This window comes from Luteimonas salinisoli, assembly GCF_013425525.1.
In the GTDB taxonomy this organism is placed as follows: domain Bacteria; phylum Pseudomonadota; class Gammaproteobacteria; order Xanthomonadales; family Xanthomonadaceae; genus Luteimonas; species Luteimonas salinisoli.
Map to the genome: position 1 here is coordinate 1 of NZ_JACCKA010000074.1, position 23,899 is coordinate 23,899.

Annotated in this window: 22 protein-coding genes; 11 read left to right on the plus strand and 11 right to left on the minus strand. The window is 71.0% G+C overall.

Annotation, left to right across the window (positions count from 1 at the left end; translation table 11 throughout):
* Positions 1-146 precede the first annotated feature (146 nt).
* Together zipA and smc are read right to left on the minus strand one after the other, a co-directional pair.
* On the minus strand, positions 147-896 hold the full coding sequence (gene zipA, locus H0E84_RS13165) for a cell division protein ZipA (protein WP_180679118.1): 750 nt from the start codon (positions 894-896) through the stop codon (positions 147-149).
* A 64-nt stretch (positions 897-960) separates the two neighbouring features.
* A complete protein-coding gene (smc, locus tag H0E84_RS13170) occupies positions 961-4,464 on the minus strand; it encodes a chromosome segregation protein SMC (protein WP_180679119.1) in 3,504 nt (1,167 codons plus the stop codon).
* 425 nt (positions 4,465-4,889) lie between these two features.
* Here smc and H0E84_RS13175 point away from each other — a divergent pair, with 425 nt between their 5' ends.
* From H0E84_RS13175 to H0E84_RS13185, 3 genes are all read left to right on the plus strand, one after another.
* Positions 4,890-6,755, plus strand: coding sequence for an ABC transporter ATP-binding protein (locus H0E84_RS13175; protein ID WP_180679120.1), 1,866 nt, complete (start codon positions 4,890-4,892; stop codon positions 6,753-6,755).
* Between the two features lie 152 nt (positions 6,756-6,907).
* The gene (locus H0E84_RS13180; RefSeq protein ID WP_180679121.1) at positions 6,908-7,540 is read left to right on the plus strand and encodes a TlpA family protein disulfide reductase; all 633 of its coding nucleotides are present in this window, start codon (positions 6,908-6,910) and stop codon (positions 7,538-7,540) included.
* Positions 7,537-7,737, plus strand: coding sequence for a hypothetical protein (locus tag H0E84_RS13185; protein WP_180679122.1), 201 nt, complete (start codon positions 7,537-7,539; stop codon positions 7,735-7,737). The genes H0E84_RS13180 and H0E84_RS13185 overlap by 4 nt, the downstream gene beginning before the upstream one ends.
* A 37-nt stretch (positions 7,738-7,774) precedes the next feature.
* Here the strand turns inward: H0E84_RS13185 and H0E84_RS13190 are convergent, their stop codons facing one another.
* Positions 7,775-8,320: a DUF488 domain-containing protein gene (locus H0E84_RS13190; RefSeq protein ID WP_180679123.1), complete on the minus strand. Its 546-nt coding sequence runs from the start codon at positions 8,318-8,320 to the stop codon at positions 7,775-7,777.
* 107 nt (positions 8,321-8,427) lie between these two features.
* Here H0E84_RS13190 and H0E84_RS13195 point away from each other — a divergent pair, with 107 nt between their 5' ends.
* Positions 8,428-9,222 (plus strand): ferredoxin--NADP reductase, encoded by a 795-nt coding sequence (locus tag H0E84_RS13195; RefSeq protein ID WP_180679124.1) that lies wholly within the window; start codon positions 8,428-8,430, stop codon positions 9,220-9,222.
* 94 nt (positions 9,223-9,316) lie between these two features.
* Positions 9,317-9,739, plus strand: a complete 423-nt coding sequence (locus H0E84_RS13200) for a universal stress protein (RefSeq protein ID WP_180679125.1) — start codon at positions 9,317-9,319, stop codon at positions 9,737-9,739.
* A gap of 109 nt (positions 9,740-9,848) precedes the next feature.
* On the opposite strand, the gene H0E84_RS13205 is transcribed toward H0E84_RS13200, so the two are convergent.
* Together H0E84_RS13205 and H0E84_RS13210 are read right to left on the minus strand one after the other, a co-directional pair.
* A complete protein-coding gene (locus H0E84_RS13205) occupies positions 9,849-10,340 on the minus strand; it encodes a glutathione peroxidase (protein ID WP_180679126.1) in 492 nt (163 codons plus the stop codon).
* Between the two features lie 2 nt (positions 10,341-10,342).
* Positions 10,343-12,379: an amidohydrolase family protein gene (locus H0E84_RS13210; protein ID WP_180679127.1), complete on the minus strand. Its 2,037-nt coding sequence runs from the start codon at positions 12,377-12,379 to the stop codon at positions 10,343-10,345.
* Positions 12,380-12,561: 182 nt separating this feature from the next.
* Between H0E84_RS13210 and H0E84_RS13215 the strand changes: the two genes are divergently transcribed.
* The gene (locus H0E84_RS13215) at positions 12,562-14,790 is read left to right on the plus strand and encodes a M3 family metallopeptidase (protein ID WP_180679128.1); all 2,229 of its coding nucleotides are present in this window, start codon (positions 12,562-12,564) and stop codon (positions 14,788-14,790) included.
* Positions 14,791-14,944: 154 nt separating this feature from the next.
* On the opposite strand, the gene cfa is transcribed toward H0E84_RS13215, so the two are convergent.
* The 5 genes from cfa to H0E84_RS20525 form a co-directional block, all read right to left on the minus strand.
* A complete protein-coding gene (cfa, locus tag H0E84_RS13220) occupies positions 14,945-16,066 on the minus strand; it encodes a cyclopropane fatty acyl phospholipid synthase (protein WP_180679129.1) in 1,122 nt (373 codons plus the stop codon).
* 58 nt (positions 16,067-16,124) lie between these two features.
* Entirely contained in the window at positions 16,125-16,979 is an 855-nt protein-coding gene (locus H0E84_RS13225; RefSeq protein WP_180679130.1) for a DUF3298 and DUF4163 domain-containing protein, read from the minus strand.
* A gap of 127 nt (positions 16,980-17,106) precedes the next feature.
* Complete coding sequence (locus H0E84_RS13230; protein WP_180679131.1) at positions 17,107-17,316, minus strand: cold shock domain-containing protein; 210 nt, start codon at positions 17,314-17,316, stop codon at positions 17,107-17,109.
* Between the two features lie 234 nt (positions 17,317-17,550).
* The gene (locus tag H0E84_RS13235; protein ID WP_180679117.1) at positions 17,551-17,865 is read right to left on the minus strand and encodes a GNAT family N-acetyltransferase; all 315 of its coding nucleotides are present in this window, start codon (positions 17,863-17,865) and stop codon (positions 17,551-17,553) included.
* A complete protein-coding gene (locus tag H0E84_RS20525; RefSeq protein ID WP_257644223.1) occupies positions 17,858-18,793 on the minus strand; it encodes a histone H1-like repetitive region-containing protein in 936 nt (311 codons plus the stop codon). Before H0E84_RS20525 ends, H0E84_RS13235 begins: the two co-directional genes overlap by 8 nt.
* 219 nt (positions 18,794-19,012) lie before the next feature.
* Here H0E84_RS20525 and H0E84_RS13245 point away from each other — a divergent pair, with 219 nt between their 5' ends.
* On the plus strand, positions 19,013-19,192 hold the full coding sequence (locus H0E84_RS13245; RefSeq protein WP_180679133.1) for a penta-EF hand family protein: 180 nt from the start codon (positions 19,013-19,015) through the stop codon (positions 19,190-19,192).
* 14 nt (positions 19,193-19,206) lie between these two features.
* Here H0E84_RS13245 and H0E84_RS13250 read toward each other — a convergent pair whose 3' ends face one another.
* On the minus strand, positions 19,207-19,830 hold the full coding sequence (locus tag H0E84_RS13250) for a rhomboid family intramembrane serine protease (protein WP_180679134.1): 624 nt from the start codon (positions 19,828-19,830) through the stop codon (positions 19,207-19,209).
* 217 nt (positions 19,831-20,047) lie between these two features.
* Between H0E84_RS13250 and H0E84_RS13255 the strand changes: the two genes are divergently transcribed.
* Genes H0E84_RS13255 through H0E84_RS13270 form a run of 4 tightly spaced genes read left to right on the plus strand, consistent with a single transcriptional unit; the run spans position 20,048 to position 23,899 of the window.
* Entirely contained in the window at positions 20,048-21,823 is a 1,776-nt protein-coding gene (locus H0E84_RS13255) for a M14 family metallopeptidase (protein WP_180679159.1), read from the plus strand.
* A gap of 5 nt (positions 21,824-21,828) precedes the next feature.
* On the plus strand, positions 21,829-22,668 hold the full coding sequence (locus H0E84_RS13260; RefSeq protein ID WP_180679135.1) for an endonuclease/exonuclease/phosphatase family protein: 840 nt from the start codon (positions 21,829-21,831) through the stop codon (positions 22,666-22,668).
* 50 nt (positions 22,669-22,718) lie between these two features.
* A complete protein-coding gene (locus H0E84_RS13265; protein WP_180679136.1) occupies positions 22,719-23,159 on the plus strand; it encodes a YbaY family lipoprotein in 441 nt (146 codons plus the stop codon).
* 26 nt (positions 23,160-23,185) lie between these two features.
* Positions 23,186-23,899: a hypothetical protein gene (locus H0E84_RS13270; protein ID WP_180679137.1), complete on the plus strand. Its 714-nt coding sequence runs from the start codon at positions 23,186-23,188 to the stop codon at positions 23,897-23,899.

The following is a 23,899-nucleotide window of genomic DNA, read 5'->3' on the forward strand; positions in this document are numbered from 1 at the left end:
TCCTCCAAGGAACCAACTGCCAGACGCGGCGATTCATTGACGCAGCCCCGTGGCGACGGTGATGGATCCCCGCAACGGATGGGACTGCCTGGCGCGGCGACGGTGATGGATCTTCGCAACGGATCGAGCTGCCTGGCGCGGCGCGGCTACCAGCGCGGGCTGCGGGTCAGCGGCGGGGCCTCGCGCTGGCGGTCGTAGGCGCGCAACTCGTCGCGCAGGTGGGCGATGCGCTGGCGGCCCAGGGCGTTGCGCTGCTCGTCCAGCAGCACCCCGTCGAGCAGCTCGGCCATCCGCTGCGCGGTCGGCTGCATCGCGTCCCAGGCATCGAGCGCGCTCACCGGCGCCGGCAGGGTCAGGAAAAAGGCGATCGCCGGCGTCTCCAGCGCCTGGATCTCCGCCATCTCGAAGCTGCCCGGCTTGCGGATGTTGGCCACACTGAAAATCGGCCCGCGTTCCGGGTGCCCTTCCACCAGCCGATGGAACACGCTCATGTGGCCGTAGGTCAGACCGGCCTTCTCCGCCGCCACCACGATGTCGGGCCCGCGCAGCACCTGCCCGGCGCGCGCGGCGATGTACAGGGTGACGATCTTGTCGAAGTCCTCGCTGACCCGCCGCCCCAGCTCCGAATTCGGCGCGGCGGGCTCGCCCACGGCGCTGTCGAACAGCTCCATTTCGGCCTGCACCGCCTCCTCGGCGGCGTCGCCGTCGGCGGCCAGCTCCTCCTCGAGCTGGGCGCCGAGGGTCGGCTCCATGCGCGGCCGCTCGCCGCGCTCGGCGGTCTTCAGCCGCCGCCCCTGCGAGTTCTGCCGCGGCCGGGTGCCGAAATACCAGATGGCGGCGATCAGGAACGCGCTCGCCACCAGGATCCAGATCCGCATCAGCCATTCGTCCGACATCGTCGTCTCCTCGCGGTAGATGGGAGGCCAGTCACCGCACCCTCGAAAGTGCGGCCGGCGCGGCTCAGGCGGCCCCCGCCAGCCGCGCGGCCTCGGCCAGGTCGACCGACACCAGCCGGCTGACCCCGGGCTCGCGCATGGTAACGCCCGACAGCTGCCGCGCGGCCTCCATCGTCGACTTGTTGTGGGTGACGAACAGGAACTGCACCTTCTCGCTCATCTCCAGCACCATCGCCGTGAAGCGGCCGACGTTGGCCTCGTCCAGCGGCGCGTCCACCTCGTCGAGCAGGCAGAACGGCGCGGGGTTGAGCCGGAAGATCGCGAACACCAGCGCCACCGCGGTCATCGCCTTCTCGCCGCCGGACAGCAGCGAGATGTTCGAGACCCGCTTGCCGGGCGGCCGCGCCATGATCGCCACGCCCGTGTCCAAGAGGTCCTCGCCGGTCAGTTCCAGATAGGCATGGCCGCCGCCGAACAGCCGCGGGTACAGCTCCTGCACCCCCGAGTTCACCCGGTCGAAGGTGTCCTTGAAGCGGCCGCGGGTTTCGCGGTCGATCTTGCGGATGGCGTCCTCCAGGGTCTCCAGCGCCGAGGTGAGGTCGGCGTCCTGGCGATCCAGGTATTCCTTGCGCTCGGCGGCCTCGGCATGCTCCTGGATCGCCGCCAGGTTGACCGGCTCGAGCCGGCGCAGCTTGGCATCGAAATCGGCCACCGCCTTCTCCCAGCCCGCCGGCTCGGCGTCTCCGGGCAGTCCCTCGAGCACGCTCTCGAGTTCGAAGCCGGCCTCGGCCACCGCCGTCGATAGTTGTTCGGTGCGGATCGCCAGCGCCTGCTGGTCGAGCCGGCGCTGCGAGATCGCCTCGCGCTGGGCCAGCGCCTGTTCGTCGCGCTGCTGGCGCACCTGCTCGAAGCGGCGCAGCTCGTGCTCCACCCCTTCCAGCGCCGCCCGCGCCGAGTTGAGCGCGTTGTCGGCGACTACGCGCTGCTCCAGCGCGCTCTGGCGCTCGGCCTCGAGGTCGCGGACCGGGACGTCGCCCTCTGCGAGCTGGGCATTGAGCTGCTCGAGCCGGCTGTCGAGCTGGCCGCGCTGCCCGCCCATCCGTTCCAGCGCCTGCGTCAGCGCCTGCACCTGGGCGCGCTGCGACTCCAGGGTCAGCGCCAGCGCGTGCGCGGCGTCGCGCGTGGCGCGGGCGGCGTCGCGGGCGGCGTCGCGGGCCTCGGCGAGGCGGCGGCGCTCGGCTTCCAGGGCCTGGCGGGCGGCTTCCAGCTCGGCCATGCGCGTCACCGCGTCCTCGAGCTGCGCGCGCGACTCGCGGGTCTGCCGCGCGCCGGCGTCGAGGGTCTCGTGCAACTGTTCGAGTTCCGCGTCGATCTTCTCGATGCGGTTGCGCGCCGAATCCAGCCGCCCCTGCTGGCTCTGCAACTGGCCGGCCAGCTCGGAGACGCTGCGATGGGCCATGTACAGCGCCCGCTGCGCGTCCTCGCGCTGCTGCTCGGCCACCAGCAGCCGGTCGCGCCGTGCGGTGATCTCCTCCTCCAGCGCCGCCTCGCGCTCCTGCAGGGTGGCGATCGCCGCGCGCAGCTCCTGGATCTCGCGTTCGCGCAGCAGCGCGCCCTGCTTCGCCGCGCCCGAGCGCAGCACCCGCACCCAGCCGGCGCCGAGGCGCTCGCCGCCGCGGGTGATCACCGAATCGCCGGCGTCCAGCCGCCCCTGCAGCGCGCCCGCCTCCTCCAGGGTCTCGGCCACGTGCAGCCGCGCCAGCAGACGGCGGATCGCCAGCGGTCCGCGCACCTTCGCGGCCAGCGAGGTCGGGGCGAACTCCGCAGCGCCGGCCTCGGCCGCCACCAGCGCCAGGCGACCCTCGCCGAGATCGCCCAACGCCGCGACCAGGGCCTGCGGGTCCTCGACCAGCACGCCCTCGATCAGCTGCCCGAGCGCGCCCTCGACGGCGTTTTCCCAGCCGGGCTCGACATCGAGCCGCTCGCCGACGCGGGCGGCCGAGTCCAGGCCCTGGCGGCGCAGCCACTCCACCGCCGCGCCCTGCTCCTGGCCCAGCGCCGCGTGCTGCAGCGTCTCCAGCGATGACAACCGGCCGCGCGCCTCCTGGGCGCGCTTGCGGGTTTCCGAGATCTCGTTCTGGGCGCTGCGCTGCTCGTCCTGCAGCGCCAGCGCCGCCTGCTTGCGCGCCTCGAGGTCCGCAACCAGCGTCTCCAGCCCCGCCTTCTGCTCGTCGTGCTGCGCCTGCACGCCCTCGAACGCCGCCGCCAGCGCCTCCAGGTCCAGCCCGGCGCGCTCTGCGGTCAGGGTCTCGCGGCGGCGGTCCGCCTCCAGCGACTGCCGGTCCAGGTAATCGACGCGGGTGCGCTCGACGTCGGCTCCGCGCGCGGCCTCGGCGCTCTCGCGGCTGTGCCCGTCCCAGCGCTGCTGCCAGTCGGCCAGGGCCGTCTCGGCCTCGCGCAGGGCCTCCTGGCGCGCCTCGTCCTCGGCCTGCAGTTGCTCCAGGCGCGGCTCGGCCTCGACGATCGCCTCCTGCAGGGCATCCAGCCGCTGCCGGTCGCCGCTGATGTGCTCGCCGATCTCGGCCAGCGCGCCCTGGGCTTCCTCGTGGGCCCGGCGCAATCGCTCGGACAGGTCGCGCTGGTGGGCGATCTGCTGCTCGACGCGGGCCAGGGTGCTGCCGACCTCGTAGACCCCCGCCTGCGCACGGTTGAGCGCCTCGCCGGCCTCCTGCTGGCGTACCCGTCCGGTCTCGATCTCGCGCTCGGCCTCGCGCTGCTCGGCGATCAGCTGCTGCAGCCGCGTCTCCTCCTGCGACAGGCCCTCGCGCAGCGCCTGCAGCTGCGCGTTCACGCCGCGGTATTCCAGCGCCTTCCACTCGGCGTCGCGCACCTTGCGCTCGGCCTGGATCGCGGTGTACTGCTCGGCCTGGCGGGCCTGGCGCCGCAGGTGCTCGAGCTGCTTGCCGACCTCCTCGCGCAGGTCGTTGAGGCGGTCGAGATTCTCGCGGGTGTGGCGGATGCGGGTCTCGGTCTCCTTGCGCCGCTCCTTGTACTTGGAGATGCCGGCGGCCTCCTCGAGGTACACGCGCAGGTCCTCGGGGCGGGCGTCGATGATCTGGCTGATCATCCCCTGCTCGATGATCGAATAGCTGCGCGGCCCGAGGCCCGTGCCCAGGAACAGATCGGTGATGTCGCGACGGCGGCAGCGGGTGCCGTTGAGGAAGTAGGTGCTCTGGCCGTCGCGGCTGACCGTGCGCTTGACCGAGATCTCGTTGAACGCGGCGTATTCGCCGCTGATGGTGTGGTCGGAGTTGTCGAACACCAGCTCCACCATCGCCTGCGAGACCGGCTTGCGCGCCGAGGATCCGGAGAAGATCACGTCGGTCAGCGAATCGCCGCGCAGGCGGCTGGCGGTGCTCTCGCCCATCACCCAGCGCACCGCGTCGATGATGTTGGACTTGCCGCAGCCGTTGGGCCCGACCACGCCGGTCATGTTGGTCGGCAGGTGCAGCGTGGTGGGATCGACGAAGGACTTGAATCCGGACAGCTTGATCGTGGACAGGCGCATGCGGCGGTCGGGAGGCCTTGGCGGGCCGCGGCCCGGCCGCGGCGCACGAAATGAGAAAAAGGATCGAGAACGATCCGTAACTGATTGAATCAATAGCAGGAACCGCGGCAAGATGCCGCGGCGAGCAACGAGTATACGGGCACCCGCGAAGCCGCGTCAGCCATCGCCGACGGGTGCCGGGCCGTGGGGCCTGCTTGGCTGCGCGGGCTCCGGGGGCGGGAGCAGCGGAGCAGGCTCCGCTCTACGGTGGGGCGGGACCGGCGGCTGTCCGTTGCGCCGCCGCGCATCGCGCGCCTGTAGAGCCGAGCTTGCTCGGCTGCGCGGGCTTGGGCTCCGGAGGCGGGAGCAGCGGAGCAAGCTCCGCTCTACGGGGGGGCATGGCAGCGCGGCGGGTTCGGGGGTCGCGGTGCAGGCACAATCCTCCGATGTCCAGCCAACCGCCGCCCGCCGGGCGCCCGAACCCGAGCCTGCGCGAGCGCTTCCACGCGATGCGCAACCTGCCGCCGTTCCTGAGGCAGGTCTGGGCGGCCAGCCCGGCGCTGGCGCTGTCGAGCCTCGGGCTGCGCGTGCTGCGCGCCTTCCTGCCGATCCTGATGCTGTACGTCGGCAAGCTGATCATCGACGAGGCGGTGCGCCTGGTCGCCCTCGACCTCGCCTTCGACTCGATGGATGCCGCCTGGCGCGGCGGCCTGCTCGACCGTCTGCTGTGGCTGCTGGGGATCGAGTTCGCGCTGGCCATCGCCTCGGACCTGCTGGGCCGCGCGGTGGCCTACGCCGAGTCGCTGCTCTCGGAGCTGTTCACCAATGCCACCAGCGTGCGGCTGATGGAGCACGCGGCGACGCTCGACCTGGAGGACTTCGAGGACCCGGAACTGCAGGACCGCCTCGACCGCGCGCGGCGCCAGACCATGGGGCGGATGAACCTGATGGGCCAGCTGGCCGGCCAGCTGCAGGACGCGATCACCGTCGCCAGCTTCGCGGTCGGCCTGCTGGTCTATGCGCCATGGCTGATCCTGCTGCTGGCGGTGGCGCTGGTGCCGGCGTTCATCGGCGAGGCGCATTTCAACGCGATGAACTACTCGCTGAACTTCCAGTGGACGCCGGAGCGGCGCCAGCTGGAATACGTGCGCCAGACCGGCGCCAGCGTCGAGACCGCCAAGGAGGTGAAGATCTTCGGCCTGCACCGGTTCCTGATCGAGCGCTACCGCGGCCTGGCCGATCGCTTCTTCCGCGCCAACCGCGCGCTGGCGCGGCGGCGCGCGATCTGGGGCACGCTGCTGGCCGCGCTCGGCACCCTCGGCTACTACGTCGCCTACGCCTACATCGCCTGGCGCACGGTGCGCGGCGACTTCTCGATCGGCGACCTGACCTTCCTGGCCGGCAGCTTCCGGCGCCTGCGCCAGCTGCTGGAGGGCCTGCTGACCGGGTTCTCGCAGGTCGCCGGCCAGGCGCTCTACCTCGACGACCTGTTCTCGTTCTTCGCCGTCGAGCCGGAGATCCGTTCGCCGCCGCGGCCGGCCCCATTCCCGAAGCCCATCGTCCGGGGCTTCGTGTTCGAGAACGTCGGCTTCCGCTATCCGGACGCCGAGCGCTGGGCGGTACGGCGCCTGGACTTCGAGTTGCGCGCCGGCGAGGTGCTGGCGCTGGTCGGCGAGAACGGCGCCGGCAAGACCACCGTGGTCAAGCTGCTGGCGCGGCTCTACGATCCGGACGAGGGGCGGATCCTGCTCGACGGCCGCGACCTGCGCGAATACGACCCGGACGCGCTGCGCGCCAATACCGGGGTGATCTTCCAGGACTTCGTGCGCTATCACCTCACCGCCGGCGAGAACATCGGCGTCGGCCGGGTCGACGCCATGGACGACGAGGCGCGCGTCCGCGACGCCGCGCGCCGGGCGATGGCGGACGAGGTGATCGCCGCCCTGCCCGGCGGCTACGACCAGCTGGTCGGCCGGCGCTTCCGCAGCGGCGTGGACCTGTCCGGCGGGCAATGGCAGAAGATCGCCATCGCCCGTGCCTACATGCGCGACGCGCAGGTGATGATCCTCGACGAGCCCACCGCCGCGCTCGACGCGCGCAGCGAGTTCGAGGTGTTCCGGCGCTTCAAGGAACTCTCGGAGCGGCGCACCGCGGTGCTGATCTCGCACCGCTTCTCCAGCGTGCGCATGGCCGACCGGATCCTGGTGCTGGACCAGGGGCTGCTCGAGGCCAGCGGCACCCACACCGAGCTGATGGCCCAGGGCGGCCGCTACGCGGAACTGTTCGAGCTGCAGGCCGCCGGCTACCGCTGAACGCGATGTTGCGCTGCCGCGGCGACTGTGAGGGCCGGCACAGCCCGGCGCTCGCGCGCGCACCGCAGCGGTGCGTCTGCCCCGAACTGCGCATCCGGTCATCTCCTGCGCGTTGACGGCCGCTGCGCGTCCTCTCTAGCGTCGGCCGGACGATGGCCACCCCGACCCAGCCGGCGGACTCCCCTGCGGCTCCACGCCGCTCGCCGCTGCTGCCCGCGGCCCTGCTGCTGGCGCTGGCGCTGGTGGCGCTGCTGGCCTGGCAGAACCGCGAGCTGCGCCAGCAGCGCGACTGGCTCGGCGAGCGCGCCACCCGGCCCTACCACGGCATGTACGTGCCGGAGATCGCGGTGGACGGGATCGACGGCCAGGCGCTCGTGCTGGGCCGCGCGCAGGGCGGGTTCCAGGTGCTCTATTTCTTCGCTCCGCAGTGCCCGTATTGCCTGGAATCGGTGCCGATGGTGCGCGCCCTGGCGGCGCGGCTGCAGCAGGCGTTCGGCGGCCGCGTGCAGATGATCGGCGTCGGCGATGCGGCGGCGGCGACGCTGCAGGCCTACGTGCGCGAGCACCGGCTCGATTTCCCGGTCGCCGCGGTCCAGGACCGCCGCACCCTGATGCTGTACCGCGGCAGCAGCGTGCCGTTGGTGCTGGTCGTCGGCGCCGACGGCCGGGTACTGCATTCGCAGCTCGGCACCCTCGACACCATGGACCAGGTCGGTTCGATCCTGGCCGCGATGCGTACGGAAACGCCCCCCGCGGCCGCCACGCCAACAAGGAGCACACCATGAAGCGTTCGAAAGTCTCGCTGCGCAAGCTGCTGCTCGCGGCCGCCTTCGCCGGGGCCATGGGTTTCGGGACCATGCAGGCCGTCGCCAGCGGCACCGCGGAGAAGGCCCAGTCCAACTCCTGCAGCTGGGTCTGCGAGTCCGACTGTCCGGGCTTCGGCGGCAGCTACATCGCCGGCGTCTGCTACTGCTGCGGCTGAACCGCAGCACCCGGGGACCCGCCGCGCGGGTCCCCGCTCAGAACAGGGTGCGCTGATCGTCGGCCGGGGCCGAGTAGTCGAGCCGGCCGTCGACGATCCGCGCCGGGCCGGTCCACGGGTGCGCCTGGCTGCGACCGCCCGGCTGCAGGTGCAGCACCTCCCAGCCGCGCGCCTTGAAGTCGTCGGCGATCAGGCCGCGATGGCATTGCCACCACAGCACCTCCGCGCACATCACCGCAGTCGGTACGGCGGCGGCGAGCGTCTCCAGCCGCTCCCGCCCAATGGCATAGCCGGGCGTGGCCATGTAGTCGGCGTAGCCGCGGAAGCCGGCGTTGCGCCAGCCCGTACTCGGCGAATCCGGGCGCGCCGGGCGCCGCCCGCCGAGTTCCGGGATCGGCTCATAGGAGATTTCCGCGCGCGGCAGTTCCCGGGCCATGGCCTCGGCGGCGTACTGCGGGTGACGCCGGGAGCCGGGGTATCGGCGCACGTCGGCGACGGCGGCGATCCCGGCATCGCGCAGCAGCGCGACGAAAGCGTCCCAGTCGTGGGTGGAGTGGCCGACGGTCCAGAGCGTGCGGGTCATGGCGGCAGTCTGCCGGACACCGGGCATGGACCGTGTCGAGACGGCGCCGGGGGGGCGGACCCTTCCTCGGCTACAATGGACGCAGTCCGCTTCGCTCCCCTCCCCGCATGTCAGCCGCCTTTGGCACCGAGACGGTGCTGGACGTCCGTCACTGGACGGACGACTACTTCAGCTTCACCACCACCCGCGACGACGGTTTCCGCTTCGACAACGGCCAGTTCGTGATGATCGGCCTGGAGATCGACGGCAGGCCGCTGATGCGCGCGTATTCGATCGCCAGCGCCAACTGGGAGGAGCAGCTGGAGTTCTTCAGCATCAAGGTCGCGGACGGGCCGCTGACCTCGCGGCTGCAGCACATCCGCCCGGGAGAGCGGATCCTGATCGGGCGCAAGCCCACCGGCACGCTGCTGATCCACGACCTGCACCCCGGCCGCAACCTCTACCTGCTCGGCACCGGCACCGGCCTGGCGCCGTTCCTTGCGGTGATCAGGGATCCGGCCACCTACGAGCGGTTCGAGCGGGTGATCCTGTGCCACGGCGTGCGCCGCGCCGCCGACCTGGCCTACCGCGACTACATCGTCAACGAGCTGCCGCGGCACGAGTTCCTGGGCGAGGAGATCGCCGCCAGGCTGCGCTACTTTCCCGCCGTCAGCCGCGAGGACTTCGCGTTCGACGGCCGCGACCACCGCGGCCGCCTGACCACGCTGATGGACAGCGGGCGCATGGCGGAGCTGCTCGGCATCGAGCCGCTCGATCCGGCCCGCGACCGGGCGATGATCTGCGGCAGTCCGCAGATGCTGGCCGACTTCCGCGCCCTGCTCGACGGCCGCGGCCTCACCGCGGCGCCGCGCATCGGCGTGCCCGGCGACTACGTGTTCGAACGCGCCTTCGTCGAGAAGTGAGCGCGGCGGCGGCCGGCTCGCCGGCCCCGCCGCGTTCCCTGCACCCCCGCGGCGCGCGTAGAATGGCCGCGCCTACCGTCCGCGGAGAACGAAGATGAAGATCCTGGTCGCCGTCGACGGCAGCGACATCAGCCTGCGCGCGGTCAAGTACGCGATCCAGCTCTCCGGCAAGCTCGCGGAGCCGGCGAAGCTGACCCTGCTGGCGGTGGATCCGCCGCTGTTCCCCGGGGTCGAGAAGAAGATCGGCAGCGCCGCGGCGCAGCGCCTGCACGACGACAACCACGAGCACATGCTGGCACCGGCGCGGCGCGCCCTGGCACGCGCGAAGCTCGAGGCGATCGAGCGTCCGGAAATCGGCGAGATCGCCGAAACGATCCTGGCGGTGGCGCACAAGCCGCGTGCCGACATGATCGTGATGGGCTCGCACGGCCGCACCGCGGTCAAGGGCGTGCTGCTGGGCTCGGTCTCGAGCAAGGTGATCGCGCAGACCGACATCCCGGTGACCATCGTCCGCTGAGCGGCGCACGCACCGGCAGGAGCTTGCCGCTCCGCCGGAGCCTCCCGCGGCCTTCACGGCCATGGGCCGCTCCCGAGAGCAGGCCGGGCCCGCCGGGCGCCTGGCTGGCTCAGCCGAGCGCGCGCTCGATGTCGGCGCGCAGCGACTCCGGGGCGTCGTTCGGCGCGTGCCGCGAGATCACCCGGCCGTCGCGGCCGACGAGGAACTTGGTGAAGTTCCACTTGATCGCACGGGTCCCCAGGAAGCCGCTCTTTTGCGCCTTCAGCCACGTCCAGAGCGGATGCGCGCCGTCGCCGTTCACCTCGACCTTGCCGAACAGCGGGAACGTGACGCCGTAGTCGAGCGAACAGAATTCGCGGATCTCCTTCGCACCGCCCGGCTCCTGCTGTCCGAACTGGTTGCAGGGAAAGCCCAGCACCACCAGCCCGCGGTCGCGGTAGTCGCGCCACAGCGTTTCCAGGCCGGCGTACTGCGGAGTGAAGCCGCACTTCGAAGCGACGTTGACGACGAGCAGCACCTTGCCGCGGTACTGCTCCAGCGACAGCGGGCGTCCCTCCAGGTCGGGCGCCTCGAAGTCGTGGACCGATCCCGCGGCGCCCATTCTCAACGCCCCGCCGGCACGATCGCCGCGGCTTCGGTGAACGGCTTGATGCCGAGCTCGGCGTGGATCGCCGCCGGCGCGTAGGCCGTCTCGCCCTTGATCACCAGCGCGACCCTGCGGATGTCGCCGATGTCGCGGGTCGGGTCGCCGTCGACCAGAATCAGGTCGGCGCGCCTTCCCGGCGCGATCGAGCCGCGGTCGTCGCGGACCCCCGAGATTCCCGCCGCGGTCCAGGTCGCCACCTGCAGCGCCTGCGCCGGGGTCATCCCGGCCTCGACGTACAGCTCCAGCTCGCGCTGCAGGGTGAAACCCGGCACCTCGTCGGTGCCGGCGACGATCGGCACCCCGGCCCGGTACATGCGCCCGACGAACTCGACCAGCTTCGCGAACGACTCGCGGTAGCGCGCGCCGGTGGCGTCGTCGGGGATGTCCATCTCGGCTACGCGACGGCTGCGCTGCACGTCCGGCGGCACGTGGTCCTCGATCGACGCGAAGATCGGCGACAGTTCGCCGTCGCGCTGGTGCAGGAACTCGAACGTCGCCAGGGTGGGATCCACCGCGATCCGCTTCTCCGCCAGCAGCGCGATGAAGTCCTGCACAGGCTGCGAATCCAGGTCCAGGCCGGCGGTCTTCTCGGCCACCAGGTAAAAACGCTCGAGGGTGCGGGTATCGGTGTCCGGCGTGACGAAGAAGTTCAGCAACAGCTGGTTGATGTGCTGCAGCTCGTCGAACCCGAGGTCCACCACGTCCTGCGCGCGCATGAACGCCGGTACGTGGCCGCTCACCCGCAGGCCCTTTTCGTGGGCATAGGCGACGGTGTCGCCGAGCAGCCGCCTGGGAAACGAGTTGTAGATCTTGACTTGCGGGTAGCCGTTGGCCGCATACCAGTCCACCGCGGCCCGGGCGTCGTCGAGGTCCTCGATGACGAAGCCGTTGCGGGCCGACATCGGGCTCTCGCCCTCGATGAAGCCGGCCGCCACCACGCGCGGCGAGAGCAGGGTGCCCTCGCGCTCTTCCTGCATCAGCTGCTGCAGCGTGGCGTTGTCGTTGCCCATGTCGCGCACGGTGGTGACCCCGGATGCGAGATGCAGGCCGCCGTCCCAACGGCCGGCGTGCACGTGCATGTCGAACAGGCCGGGCAGCAGCACGCGGCCGCCGGCGTCGATGATCCTGTCGGCATCGCCGCCGCCCCCGGCCGCGGTCACCGCCACGATGCGACCGTCGCGCAACAGCACGTCGGCGCTGGCGCCCAGCTGCGCCTTCTCGCTGTCGAATACCCGAGCGTTGCGCACCAGGGTGGCGCCCCGCAGCGGCTGCGCCAGGCGGCGCTGCAGGTCGACCAGGGCCTTGCCCTCCTCGACCTTCTGCTGCGCCTCGAGCGCGTCGGCGTTGGCCTCCCAGCCCTCCTCGATCAGCTGCAGGAACCCCGGGAAGATGAACGCGAACAGCCGCGGCCGCTCGCCGGTGGTCGCCCAGGCGAATTGCGGGGTGAAGCCGATGCCGGTCAGCGCCAGCAGCTGCACGCTGCGGGTCTCCTCGCCGCGCCGGATCTCGGCTCCGGCCAGCCTGCGCGCGCGCAGCGTGCCGCTCGGGATCAGCGGCAGGCCGGCATCGCCGCGCGCGGCCAGGGCGCCCAGCGCCACCGAGAACACGGCAGGGGTGCCGCCGAGCGGGGTGTACAGCGCCACCCCGTCGACCTCGCGTTCGCCCGCATCGGACGTCGAACGCCAGCGCGCCAGCGATCCCTCGCGGCTGAAGCTCTCGTCCACCTTGGCGCCGAACGTCGACTCGCCCCGTACCCGGTAGCTGCGGTAGGTCCCGTCCGCGGCGAGCGCGAACTCCTCCTGAAGCTCGGGCCCGCGGCCGTTGTCCTTGAACACGAATTCCACCCGGGTGACGCCGTCCTCGCCGGTCTCGACCAGCTGGTGGCCCGCCTGCCTGCCGCCGTCGACCAGGGCGACATAGCGCAGGCGCTCGCTCGCCCATGCCGGGCCCAAGGCCAGCAGCAGGGCCAGCCCCGTTGCGAGGAAGCGGTTCATGCATTTCTCCATGACGAACGGCCGGCGCCGGCGGCAGCCGATGGCCCCACTGTGGCCCGCCGCGGGCCTCGCTGCAACGGCCGAAGGCAACCGATCCCGTCGCTCCGCACCGTGCCGATGGTCACGGGTCCCGCCGCGGGGCCTTGGGCTATGCTTGGGAATCCGCATCTCCGGGAAGCCCCATGAAGCATCCGCTCAGTCTCGCCCTGGCCATCGCCCTCGCCAGCGTGGCCCCCGCCTCCGTCCATGCCCAGGCCCAGGAGGAGTCCGCCATGGCCGGCGCCGAAGCCCTGCAGGGCAATCCCTTCCTCGAGAAGAGCACCCTGCCGCTGGAATATCCGCACTTCGACCGGATCCGCGACGAGCATTTCGCCCCGGCGTTCGATGCCGGCATGAAGCAGAACCTTGCCGAGGTCGAGGCGATCGCCGGCAATCCCGAGCCGCCGACCTTCGAGAACACCATCCTGGAGCTGGAGAAGTCCGGCCAGCTGCTCGGCCGCGCCGTGCGCGTGTTCTTCAATCTGGTCGGCACCGACACCAACGACGCGCGCAAGCAGCTCCAGGCCGACTACTCGGCGAAGTTCGCCGCGCACCAGGATGCCATCGCGCTCAATCCGCAACTGTTCGAGCGCATCGGCGCGCTGTACGAAAACCGCGACTCTCTGGGCCTGGACGCCGAAGGCGTGCGCCTGGTGGAGCGCTACTACACCGAATTCGTGCGTTCCGGCGCGAATCTCGACGAGTCGCAGAAGGCGCGCCTGAAGGAGATCAACGCCGAGCTCGCCGGCCTGGGCACGAAGTTCAGCCAGAACGTGCTGGCGGAGGTCAACGATTCGGCGGTTGTGGTCGACACCCGCGAGGAACTCGACGGCCTGACCGAGGCCCAGATCTCCGCCGCCGCCGAAGCCGCCAAGTCGCGCGGCCACGAAGGCAAATACGTCATCACCCTGCTCAATACCACCGGCCAGCCGCCGCTGTCGCAGCTGACCGACCGCGACCTGCGCGAGCGCATCTTCGAGGCCTCGGTGGCGCGCGGCGCGCGCGGCAACGAATGGGACAACACCGGCATCATCGCCCAGGTGGTGAAGCTGCGCGACGAGCGCGCCAAGATGCTCGGCTACCCCAACCACGCCACCTACGTGCTCGAGGACGAGACCGCGAAAACCCCGCAGGCGGTCAACGACATGCTGGGACAGCTGGCCCCGGCCGCGGTTGCCAACGCCCGCCGCGAGGCCGCAGAACTGCAGGCGATGATCGACCAGGAGCAGGCCGCCAAGGGCGAGCCGAGCTTCCAGCTCGAGCCCTGGGACTGGGCCTTCTACACCGAGAAGGTGCGCCAGGCGAAGTACGACTTCGACGAATCGCAGCTCAAGCCGTACTTCGAGATGAAGCGCGTGCTCGAGGACGGCGTGTTCCATGCCGCCAACCAGCTCTACGGCATCAGCTTCAAGGAGCGCACCGACCTGCCGAAGTACCACCCGGACACCTGGATCTACGACGTGTTCGAGGCCGACGGCAGCCAGCTGGCGATCTTCATCTTCGATCCGTACGCCCGCGACTCCAAGCGTGGCGGCGCGTGGATGAACTCCTACGTTTCGCAGTCGGAGCTGGAGGGCACCAGCCCGGTCGTGGCCAATCACCAGAACATCCCCAAGCCGCAGGCCGGCGAGCCGACCCTGCTGACCTGGGACGAGGTCACCACGATGTTCCACGAGTTCGGCCATGGCCTGCACGGCATGTTCTCGGACGTCGCCTACCCCTACTTCAGCGGCACCAGCGTGCCCCGCGACTTCGTCGAGTTCCCCTCGCAGGTCAACGAGATGTGGGCGGACTGGCCGTCGATCCTGGCCAACTACGCCAAGCACCACGAGACCGGCGAGGCGATGCCGCAGGAGCTGCTGGACAAGGTGCTCGAGACCGCCAAGTTCAACCAGGGCTTCGCCACCACCGAATACCTGGCCGCCGCCATGCTCGACCAGCGCCTGCACCAGGCCGAGGGCGACGCGATCCCGGCCGCGGACGAGATCGTGCGATTCGAAGCGCAGGCTCTCGCCGCCGACGGCATCGACTTCGCCGCGGTGCCGCCGCGCTACAAGCTGCCCTACTTCAGCCACATCATGGGCGGCTACTCGGCCGGCTACTACGCCTACATCTGGTCCGAGGTGTTGGACGCCAATACCGTCAAGTGGATCGAGGAGAACGGCGGCTTGACCCGTGCCAACGGCGACCGCTTCCGCACCACCCTGTTGTCGCAGGGCGGCAGCAAGGACGCCCTGCAGCTGTTCCGCGACTTCTCCGGCGCCGACCCCGACATCGCGCCGCTGCTGGAGAAGCGCGGCCTGGCGCCGACCTCCGACGACAGCGCGCCGCCCGACGCCGACGTCCCTACTCCGGCCCCCGCCGGCAGCTAACGCGTAACGCGGGCGTCGTCGCCGCGCGCCGACACCCATGCGAGCCGCCCGGAGCGATCCGGGCGGCTTTTTTTCACGACATCAGCGGGCAGGGACGACCCGGAGCCCGAAGCCGGGAGGGATTCGCGCGACCGGCCCGCAGACCCGTCGGCGCTCAGCGCGGCGCGTCGTAGCCCCCGGGCACGCCCCCGGGCGATAGGACGAGCTGCCAGAGCTGGATGCGCCTGGCGCGGAAGCTGGCCATCGAGGCCGCGAGGTAGAACCGCCACATGCGCCGGAAGCGTGCGTCGTAGCGCGGCGGCAGCGTATCCCAGGCGCGCTCGATGTTGTCGCGCCAGGCCTGCAGGGTCCGGTCGTAGTCGGGACCGAAACCGTGCCAGTCCTCGATCACGAAGCGGCGCTCCAGGGCGCGCGCGATCTGCGCCGCGGACGGCAGCATCGAGTTGGGGAAGATGTAGCGATCGATCCAGGGATCGGTGCGGTGCCGCGAGACGTTGCCGCCGATGGTGTGCAGCAGGAACAGCCCGTCCGGTTGCAGGCAGCGGTGCGCCAGGCGGAAATAGCGACGGTAGTTCTTGACCCCGACGTGCTCGAACATGCCGATCGAGACGATGCGGTCGAAGCGCTCGTCCAGCTCGCGGTAGTCCTGCAGGCGGATGTCCACCGGCAGGCCGGCGCACAAGCGCCGTGCGTGCACGGCCTGCTCGCGCGAAATCGTCACCCCCACCCCGGTCACGCCATAGCGCTCGGCGGCGAACTGCAGCATCTCGCCCCAGCCGCAGCCGATGTCGAGCACGCGCATGCCCGGTTGCAGTCCGAGCTTGCGGCAGCACAGGTCGAGCTTGGCTTCCTGGGCGGCGTCGAGGTCGTCGGCGTTGCGCCAGTACCCGCAGCTGTAGACCATCCTCCGGCCCAGCATCGCCGCGTACAGCTCATTGCCGAGGTCGTAGTGGCGCTCGCCGACGATGCGTCCGCGGCGCCGGTCCTGCAGGTTCAGGACCAGCGCGCGGGCGCCGTCCAGCACGTCGCCGACCCCGTACACGCGCTCGTCCAGGCGCGCGCGCACCAGGCGCAGCAGCAGACCGTCCAGGGACCCGGCGTCCCACCAGCCGTCCATGTACGACTCGCCCAGGCCGAGCGAACCCTGCGCCAGCACCCGGGCATGGAAACGCGCGTCGCGGACCTGCAGGTCCCAGGCGCGCGCGCCGTCAAGGCGGATATCCGCGTCCGCGAGCAGCGCCTGCACCCGGCGCCGGAATCGATCGCTGCTGGCCATCGCTGGAACCTGCCCCCGGGTCGGCCCGGAAGCAGTCTAGCGCCGCCCGGCGTCTCGTTCAGCCGTTCGCGAACAGTCCCTTCACCGGCTCGGCCAGATACGGCGCCAGTACCCTGGCCGGCACCTCTACGCGCTGTGTGCCGTCGGCATAGGGCCCCACCTGGTACGGCGGAAACACGAAGCGCAGCGCCCGGATCCGGCCGTCGACCGCCATGATCGGCTCGAACTGCGCGAAGTTGCCCGGTTCCGGCCCGGAGCCCTCGTCGATCATGCGTCCCGCCGAGCGGATGGTCTCGCGGCGCTGGTCCGGCTCCAGTTCCTCGGCGTCGATGCGCTGCGACAGCGTCGCATGCAGCTGCTCGCGCACGTATGCGGACAGCGCCTCCCAGCCTGCCGCATCGGCGAACAGGTCCTGCGCGCGAAGCATCCGCTGCTGCCGCGGCAGCCAGACGAAGCGCGCCACCATCGGATTGCCGTGGGCGCCGCCGGTATAGGTGCTGCCGTCGGCCGCCACTGCCACCACCCTCGGGGACTCGGCGACCATGCGGAACTCCAGCGAGAGGTCGTAGGGCGCCGTCGGTCTGCCTTCGCCCATCGCCGCCACGGCTTCGGCCAGTTCCGCGCGCGCCGCCTCGGCGTAGCCATGCAGCTCGGCGGCCAGTCCCGGGTAGCGCCTGGCGGCCTCGGGATAGCTGATGCCGACCACATAGCGCGGATCGTGCTCGACCACGTCCTCGAGCGCCGCCGCCGCGGCCGCTTCGACCGGGCCCGCGGGGGCGGATGCCGACGGATCGCTCATCTGCGCGGGCGACTGCTGCTGCGGTGAAGGCACCTGCGGCGGCCCGGACTCGCGCCGGCACCCGGCCACGGCGGCCACCAGCATCAGCACCAGGCAGATCGTCCCACGTCTCATCGCGGCTCCCTTCCCCGTCGTTCGCGGCGGCGCATCATAGCGCCGCGGGCGTGACGGCCCGATGGAGGCGGGCAAAGAAAAACCCGGCCGGAGCCGGGTTTTTCCTGTAGCCGTTTGCCGTGAAGGCTTACTCGGGCTGCACTTCGTCGGCCTGCAGGCCCTTCTGGCCCTGCACGACCTTGAAGGAGACCTTCTGGCCTTCCTGCAGGGACTTGAAGCCGGTGCCCTGGATCGAGCGGAAATGGACGAACACGTCCTGGCCGCTTTCCGGGGTGATGAAGCCGAAGCCCTTGGCATCGTTGAACCACTTGACGATTCCGGTCTGGCGATCGCTCACGTTTGCTACTCCTCAAACACAGTTTTGTTGAATTGGACACGGCCCGCGCACTGCGGCGCCGCGACTGTCGAGCAAGGGGTAACGCGAAAGCGATGGAGCGGATCGTCCCGACCGGCCGGAGCCGGGCGTACAGCCTTTGATCTACCGCATCGGAGCCACGATGTACCGTGATCCCGCTTTGAACAGTTTGGGAACCATACCCTACTTGCGGACAAAAGTGTGAATGGGGGGGGGTCAGCGGCCGGACGCGGCGCCATCCCGGGCCGGGCCGCCCGCTCCGGCGCGTTCCGGGTGGCGGCGCAGCCAGGCCTGGGCATAGGAACAGATCGGATCGACCGCCAGCCCCTCGATACGGGCATGTCGCACGGCCGCCTCGACCAGCCGCCGGGCGATTCCGCGGCCGCCCACGGCGGGCGGCACCACGGTCTGGACGATCGCCATCGTTCCGCCGCTGCGGCGGTATTCGAGGGTCCCGCGATGGCCGTCGACGTCGACCCAGAAGCGCCCGGCCCCGGGGTCGTGCCGCACCGAGCCCGCGACCTCACTCACCGGCGTCTCCGCGATGATCGCGCTTGCCCTGGTTGATGCGATCACGGGTGCCGATGCTGCCCTGGATGGCCGGCAGCCGCGTCTCGGCGGCGTGCAGCTCCTCTGCCCGATGCGCCGCACCATCCGACTGGAAGCCGGCGGAGGGGGTGCCCGCGGCGTCGCCGCCGACCGCCTCCCAGGGCTTCGGGCGCCGGGCCTGCTCCTGCTTTGCCTCGAGAAGGGCGCGAGTGTTCTCCAGTGCCTGCTCGGGCGTGATCCCCTGGCGGCGTCGCGATCCCGAGGTGCCCGCGCGCTTGCCGGGGGTCTTCTTCGCGGTCGTCTTCTTCGCGGTCGTCTTCTTCGCGGTCGTCTTCTTCGCGGTCGCCTTCTTCGGTGCCGCCTTCTTCGCCGCCGCGCTCGTCGCTTTTCCCTTTTTGGCGGTGGCCTTCTTTGTCGAAGCCGTCTTCGCCGTCGCCTTCCTGGCGGCAACCTTCTTCGTGGCGGCCTTCTTGCCGGTCGCCTTCCTTGCCGGACCCTTCTTCGCAGCAGCTTTCCTGGCGGCAGGTTGCTTCGCGGCGGTCTTCTTCTTGGCGGCCGCGGACTTCTTCGTCGCCCTGGCGGCCTTGTCCACGGCGGCCTCGTTCCTTCCGGCCAGCTTCAGCTGCGCCTCGAAGCGCTTGAGGATGTCGGCCAGCAGTTCGGCCTTGTCGCGGCTGCGCTGGTTGTCGGTATCGGTGGGGCCGCGCTTGCTGCCGCTGCGCCTGCGCGAGGCCAGTTTGTGCCGCTGCACCAGGTCGCGCGCGCGGTCGCGAGCCTTCCTGGCGCGCTCGACCCGGCCCCTCAGCGTGGTGCTGTCCATGCGCCGCAGAGGGTTGGCCCGACTGTCGTCGTAGAGGCCCATTTCGGTCTTGTTGAGCAGGCTGGTCGCCCTGGTGCGGGTCATCGGCATCGGCTTTCCTCGTGGCTCGGGTGGGTCGGGTACGCGCCGGGGAATATCACAGCCCGGATGCATTGCCGGTGACGGCCTTTGCCCACGGGGTGTCAAAAAGGGCTCGGAGGCGTCGCCGACCTGCCGCTGAGCGTCACCGAATCTGCGGATGAATTCACACAACGACATGGCATGGTTGATGCTTCCGAACCACTCGACCCCTGAAGACAGCCTGGCGCCATGACCATGCTCGACCATTCCGGAGAACTCGAGGCCGTCAACCGCCTCTACGAACTCGCCCGCGACGGCGCCACCGAGAGCAGCGAGTACAGCCAGCTCGACCGACAGGTGTTCCACGCCCTGGTGCAGACCTACGGCGCCGAGGAAGGCATCGTCCGCCAGACCGCCGTCGCGACCTGAGCCGCCGCCCTCGCTCAGCCCCCGGTCGAGGGACTGGCGAGCCGCTGCAGGAAGGTGGTGGCCACGCGCGGCTCCATCATCACCGTGAACAGCATGCCGTAGACCGCGCCCCACAGATGGGCGCTGTGGTTGACGTTGCCGCCGCCGCGCCGATCCATCCAGATGCTGTAGCCGATGTAGAGCAGGGCGAACACGAAGGCCGGGATCCCGATCGGGATCAGCATCAGGTAGATCGGCGACCACGGCGCCAGCAGGACGAACGAGAACAGCACCGCCGAGACGGCGCCCGAGGCGCCGAGGCTGCGGTAGGCGGGATCGTGCTGGTGGCGCAGGTAGGTGGGCAGGATCGCGACCACGATCGCCGAAAGATAGAACGCGAGGTAGCCGATCGCGCCGATCCGCTCGGAGAAGAACTGCTCGATCACGCCGCCGAAGAAGAACAGCGTGATCATGTTGAACAAAAGGTGCATCCAGTCGGCATGCACGAAGCCGTGCGTCACCAGGCGCTCGTACTGACGGTGGCGGTCGATCGCCGGCGGCCACAGCAGCAGCCGCTCGATCAGGCGCCGGTCGCCGAATGCCCGCCACGAGACCAGCACGGTGACGCCGATGATGGCGAAGGTGACGATCGATTCCATCCAGTTCAATCCGTTGCCGACCGCGGGCGCGGCCGCCGAAGCCTAGCAGGATGAGGCGCGCCGCACAGCCCGGCGCGATCGGCGCCGGCCCGGTCCGCGCCGTTCGCCGCGCCGCCCCGGGACGGCGCCTTCCGACGCCCCCGCCGGCGTCCGCCTGCTGCAGCGGAGGGCGCGAACGGGCATCATGTCGCATCGTCCCGAAGGCCGCCAACGCACGATGATCCGTCCCGCACTGTTCGCCACGCTGTTGCTCTGTTTCCTGCCCAGCCCTCCCGCCGCGGCCGCGGAACCTGCGCTCGCCACCGTCTCCGAACGCAGCGGATTTCTACGGACGGGGCGCTACGAGGAAGTCGTCGCGCTGTGCGACGCCTTCGCCGCGGCCCACCCGGAGGCGGTGCGCTGCTTCGACTTCGGCGTCTCGCCGGAGGGGCGCCCGATGAAGGCGCTTGCCGTGTCCCGCGGCGGCGCACTGGATGCGCGAGCGGCGCAGGAGCGCGGCCTGCCGGTGGTCTTGATGCAGGGCGGGATCCATGCCGGCGAGATCGACGGCAAGGACGCAGGATTCCTGGCGCTGCGCGAGGTCCTCGAGGGGGAGGCCGCCGCCGGCAGCCTGGAGCGGCTGGTCTGGCTGTTCGTCCCGGTGTTCAGCGTCGACGGCCACGAGCGCTTCGGTGCCTGGAACCGTCCCAACCAGCGCGGCCCCGAACAGATGGGCTGGCGCACCACCGCGCAGAACTACAACCTCAACCGCGACTACGCCAAGGCCGAGGCGCCGGAGATGCAGGCGATGCTGCGCCTGGTCGAGGAGTGGGATCCGATCGCCGTCATCGACCTGCACGCCACCAACGGCGCGCAGTTCGAGCACGACATCGCCATCCAGGTCGAGCCGCTCCACGCCGGCGACGCGGCGCTGCGCGATGTCGGCCTCGCCCTGCGCGACGGAGTGATCGGGGACCTGGCAGCGCAGGGCTCGCTGCCGCTGCCGTTCTATCCCTCGCTGGTGGAGTACGACAATCCCGACTCCGGCTTCGAGGACGGCGTTTCCCCGCCGCGCTTCTCCACCGGCTACTTCCCGCTGCGCAACCGCCTGGCGATGCTGGTGGAGACGCATTCCTGGAAGGAATACCCACAGCGCGTGCGCGCCACCCGCAACACCATCGTCTCGGTGCTCGAGCACGCCGCCCGCGACGGCCGCGACTGGCTGCGTACCGCCCGCGAAGCGGACGCCCGTGCCGCGCGCCTGGCCGGCCGGCCGGTGCCGCTCGACTACCGCGCCACCGACACCGCGCGCACCATCGAGTTCCGCGGCTATGCCTGGACCCGCGAGCCCTCGGAGGTCTCCGGCGCGCCGATGACCCGCTACGACGAAGCCACGCCGCAGGTCTGGCGGGTGCCGCTGCGCGACGAAGTGGTGCCTGGACGCAGCGTCCAGGCACCCGCCGGCGGCTACCTGGTGCCGCCGGCGCACGCGGCCTGGGTGGCCGACAAGCTGGCCCTGCACGGCATCGAGCACGTGCGCCTGGCGCGGCCGCTGCCGCAGGCGCGGCTGGAGACCTTCCGCGCCGACAGCGCGGAGCTGTCGGCGACGACGCTGGAGGGCCATCAGATGCTCGCCCTCGAGGGCAGCTGGGAAACCGAGCGGCGCGACGTCGCCGCCGGCGCGCTGTTCGTGCCGATCGCGCAGCCCAAGGCGCGGCTGGCGATGGCGCTGCTGGAGCCGCAGGCGCCGGATTCGTTCGCCGCCTGGGGCATGTTCAACAACCATTTCGAGCGCAAGGAATACATGGAGGCCTACGTCGCCGAGGCGGTGGCCCGCGAGATGTTGGCCGCCGATCCGCGGCTGAAGACGGAATTCGAGCGGCGCCTGCGCGAGGACGCCGAGTTCGCCGCCAACCCGCGCGCGCGCCTGGACTTCTTCTACCGGCGTCACAGCGCCTGGGACGAGCGCCACAACCTGTACCCGGTGTACCGCACCGGGGGCGATCCACGGTAGGCGCGGTGCGACGGCTGCAACCGTTCGCCGCGGGCGTGCTGCTGCTGGCGGCCTCGCTGCTGGCGGGCTGCGCGACGAGCGGGCCGCGCCAGCAGCCGGACACCGCCGGGTTCGTCGTGGTCACGCTCAACCTCTACCACGACCGCGACGACTGGCCGAAGCGCCGCCCGCTGGTGATCGAAGGGCTGCGCGCGCTGCAGCCCGACGCGATCGCGCTGCAGGAGGTGCTGCAGCACGGGACCCTGCGCAACCAGGCCGAGGACATCGCCGCCGCGCTCGGCTACGAAGCCCACTTCGTCTCGACCGACCCCGAAGGCGAGACGCGGCGCTACGGCAATGCGATCCTCGTCCGCCACCCGATCCTCGCCCGCGGCGGCGTCGTGCTGCAGTCGCTGCAGGATTCGCGCACCCTCGCGCACCTTCGCGTCGACGTCGCGGGCATCGCCGTCGATCTCTACGACACCCACCTGCATCACACCCCCGAGGGCGCAGCGCTGCGCGAGGAACAACTCGCCCAGGCGCTGGCCCACATCGAGGCCCGCGACGACGGCGCGCCGATGGTGCTGGCGGGCGATTTCAACGCCGAGGTCTCGGCCCCGGAGCTGGCGCCGCTGGCCGGCGGCTTCGTCGACGCGTTCGGCAGCCTGCATGCCGGGGCCGATGCCGTGACCACCCTCAACCCCCACTATTTCGGCGCCGACCGCCGCCGCATCGATCACGTGTTCGTGCGCGGGTTCGAGGTGCTGGAGGCCCGGCGCGTGCTCGATGCGCCCGATGCCGCCGGCACCTGGCCCAGCGATCATTTCGGTATCCTCGCGCGCTTGCGGCCCGCGCGTACACGCTGAGGTCATCGGCGCGACATCATGCTGGTCGCGATCGCCACGGGAGCCGCTCCATGCCCGCCCGCCCCGCCGTCCTCGCCTGCTGCCTGCTGCTCGCGCCGACGGGCTGCCAGTCGCCACCGCCACCGGCCACCAATGCCGGCCTCGCCGCCGCGGAGCACGCGATGATCCGCGGGCGCGCCACCTACTACGAAAAGATGCTGATGCCGTCCGACTCGGTGCTCGAGGTGCGCCTGCTCGACCGCGACGCCGCAGCAGGCGCACCCGGCGCGGTCGTCGCCGCGGCAAGCTTCACCCCTCTATCCGGCCCGCCCTACGACTTCGCCCTGCCCTACGACCCGGCACGCCTGCGCGAAGGCGGCCGTTACGGCCTCGGCGTCACGCTCTCCACGCCGCAGGGCGAGGTGTTCTTCGCCACCGAGACCCCGGTCGCGGTGCAGCCTGGCAGCGCCGCGACCGTCGAATTCCGCATGCTGCGCACCACCACGCCCTGAGCCTGCCGCGACCGCCCGGAGATCCGATGACCACCCGCCACGCTTTCTTCGCCGCCGTCTCCCTGTCCATGGTCCTGGCCGCCTGCCAGCCTCCCGCCCCCTCAGCCGAGGCGCCCGGCAACGCCGCGACCGACGACGCCGCCGACGGAACCGCTGCGCAGAGCGGATTCACCGAGACCGCGGCCGAGGCGCCTGTCGTGCGCTACCAGTGCGGCGAGCTCGCGGTCGGTGCGCGCTTCACCGCCGATGGCGACAGCGTGGAGCTGGCCTACTCCGGGCAGCGGCGCACCCTGGCGGGCGACGGCGCGGACTACGTCGACGACGCCGGCAACGTCTTCCGCAGCGGAGCGCCGGCCTCGCTGGCGCTGGCCGGAGAGCCCACTCGCGAATGCGTGCCGACCGAGCATGTCTCGCCCTGGGAGGCGGCCGCAGCGCGCGGCGTCGCGTTCCGCGCGTTGGGCCAGGAGCCGGGCTGGCTGGTGGAGATCGGCGACGGGGAACAGCCGAACCTGTCGGCGCAGCTGGACTACGGCGAGCGCCGCATCGAGCTCGCCGATGCCGCCCCGCTCGACGACGGCTCGGGGTTCCACGGCGAGACCGGCGACGGCACCGAGGTCCGTCTCGAGATCGCCCGCGAGTCCTGCGCGGACCCGATGAGCGGCGAGCGCTTCGAGGCCGCCGCGCGGCTGCGGGTCGGCGACCGGGAGTACCATGGCTGCGGCGCGTACCTGGAGGACTGA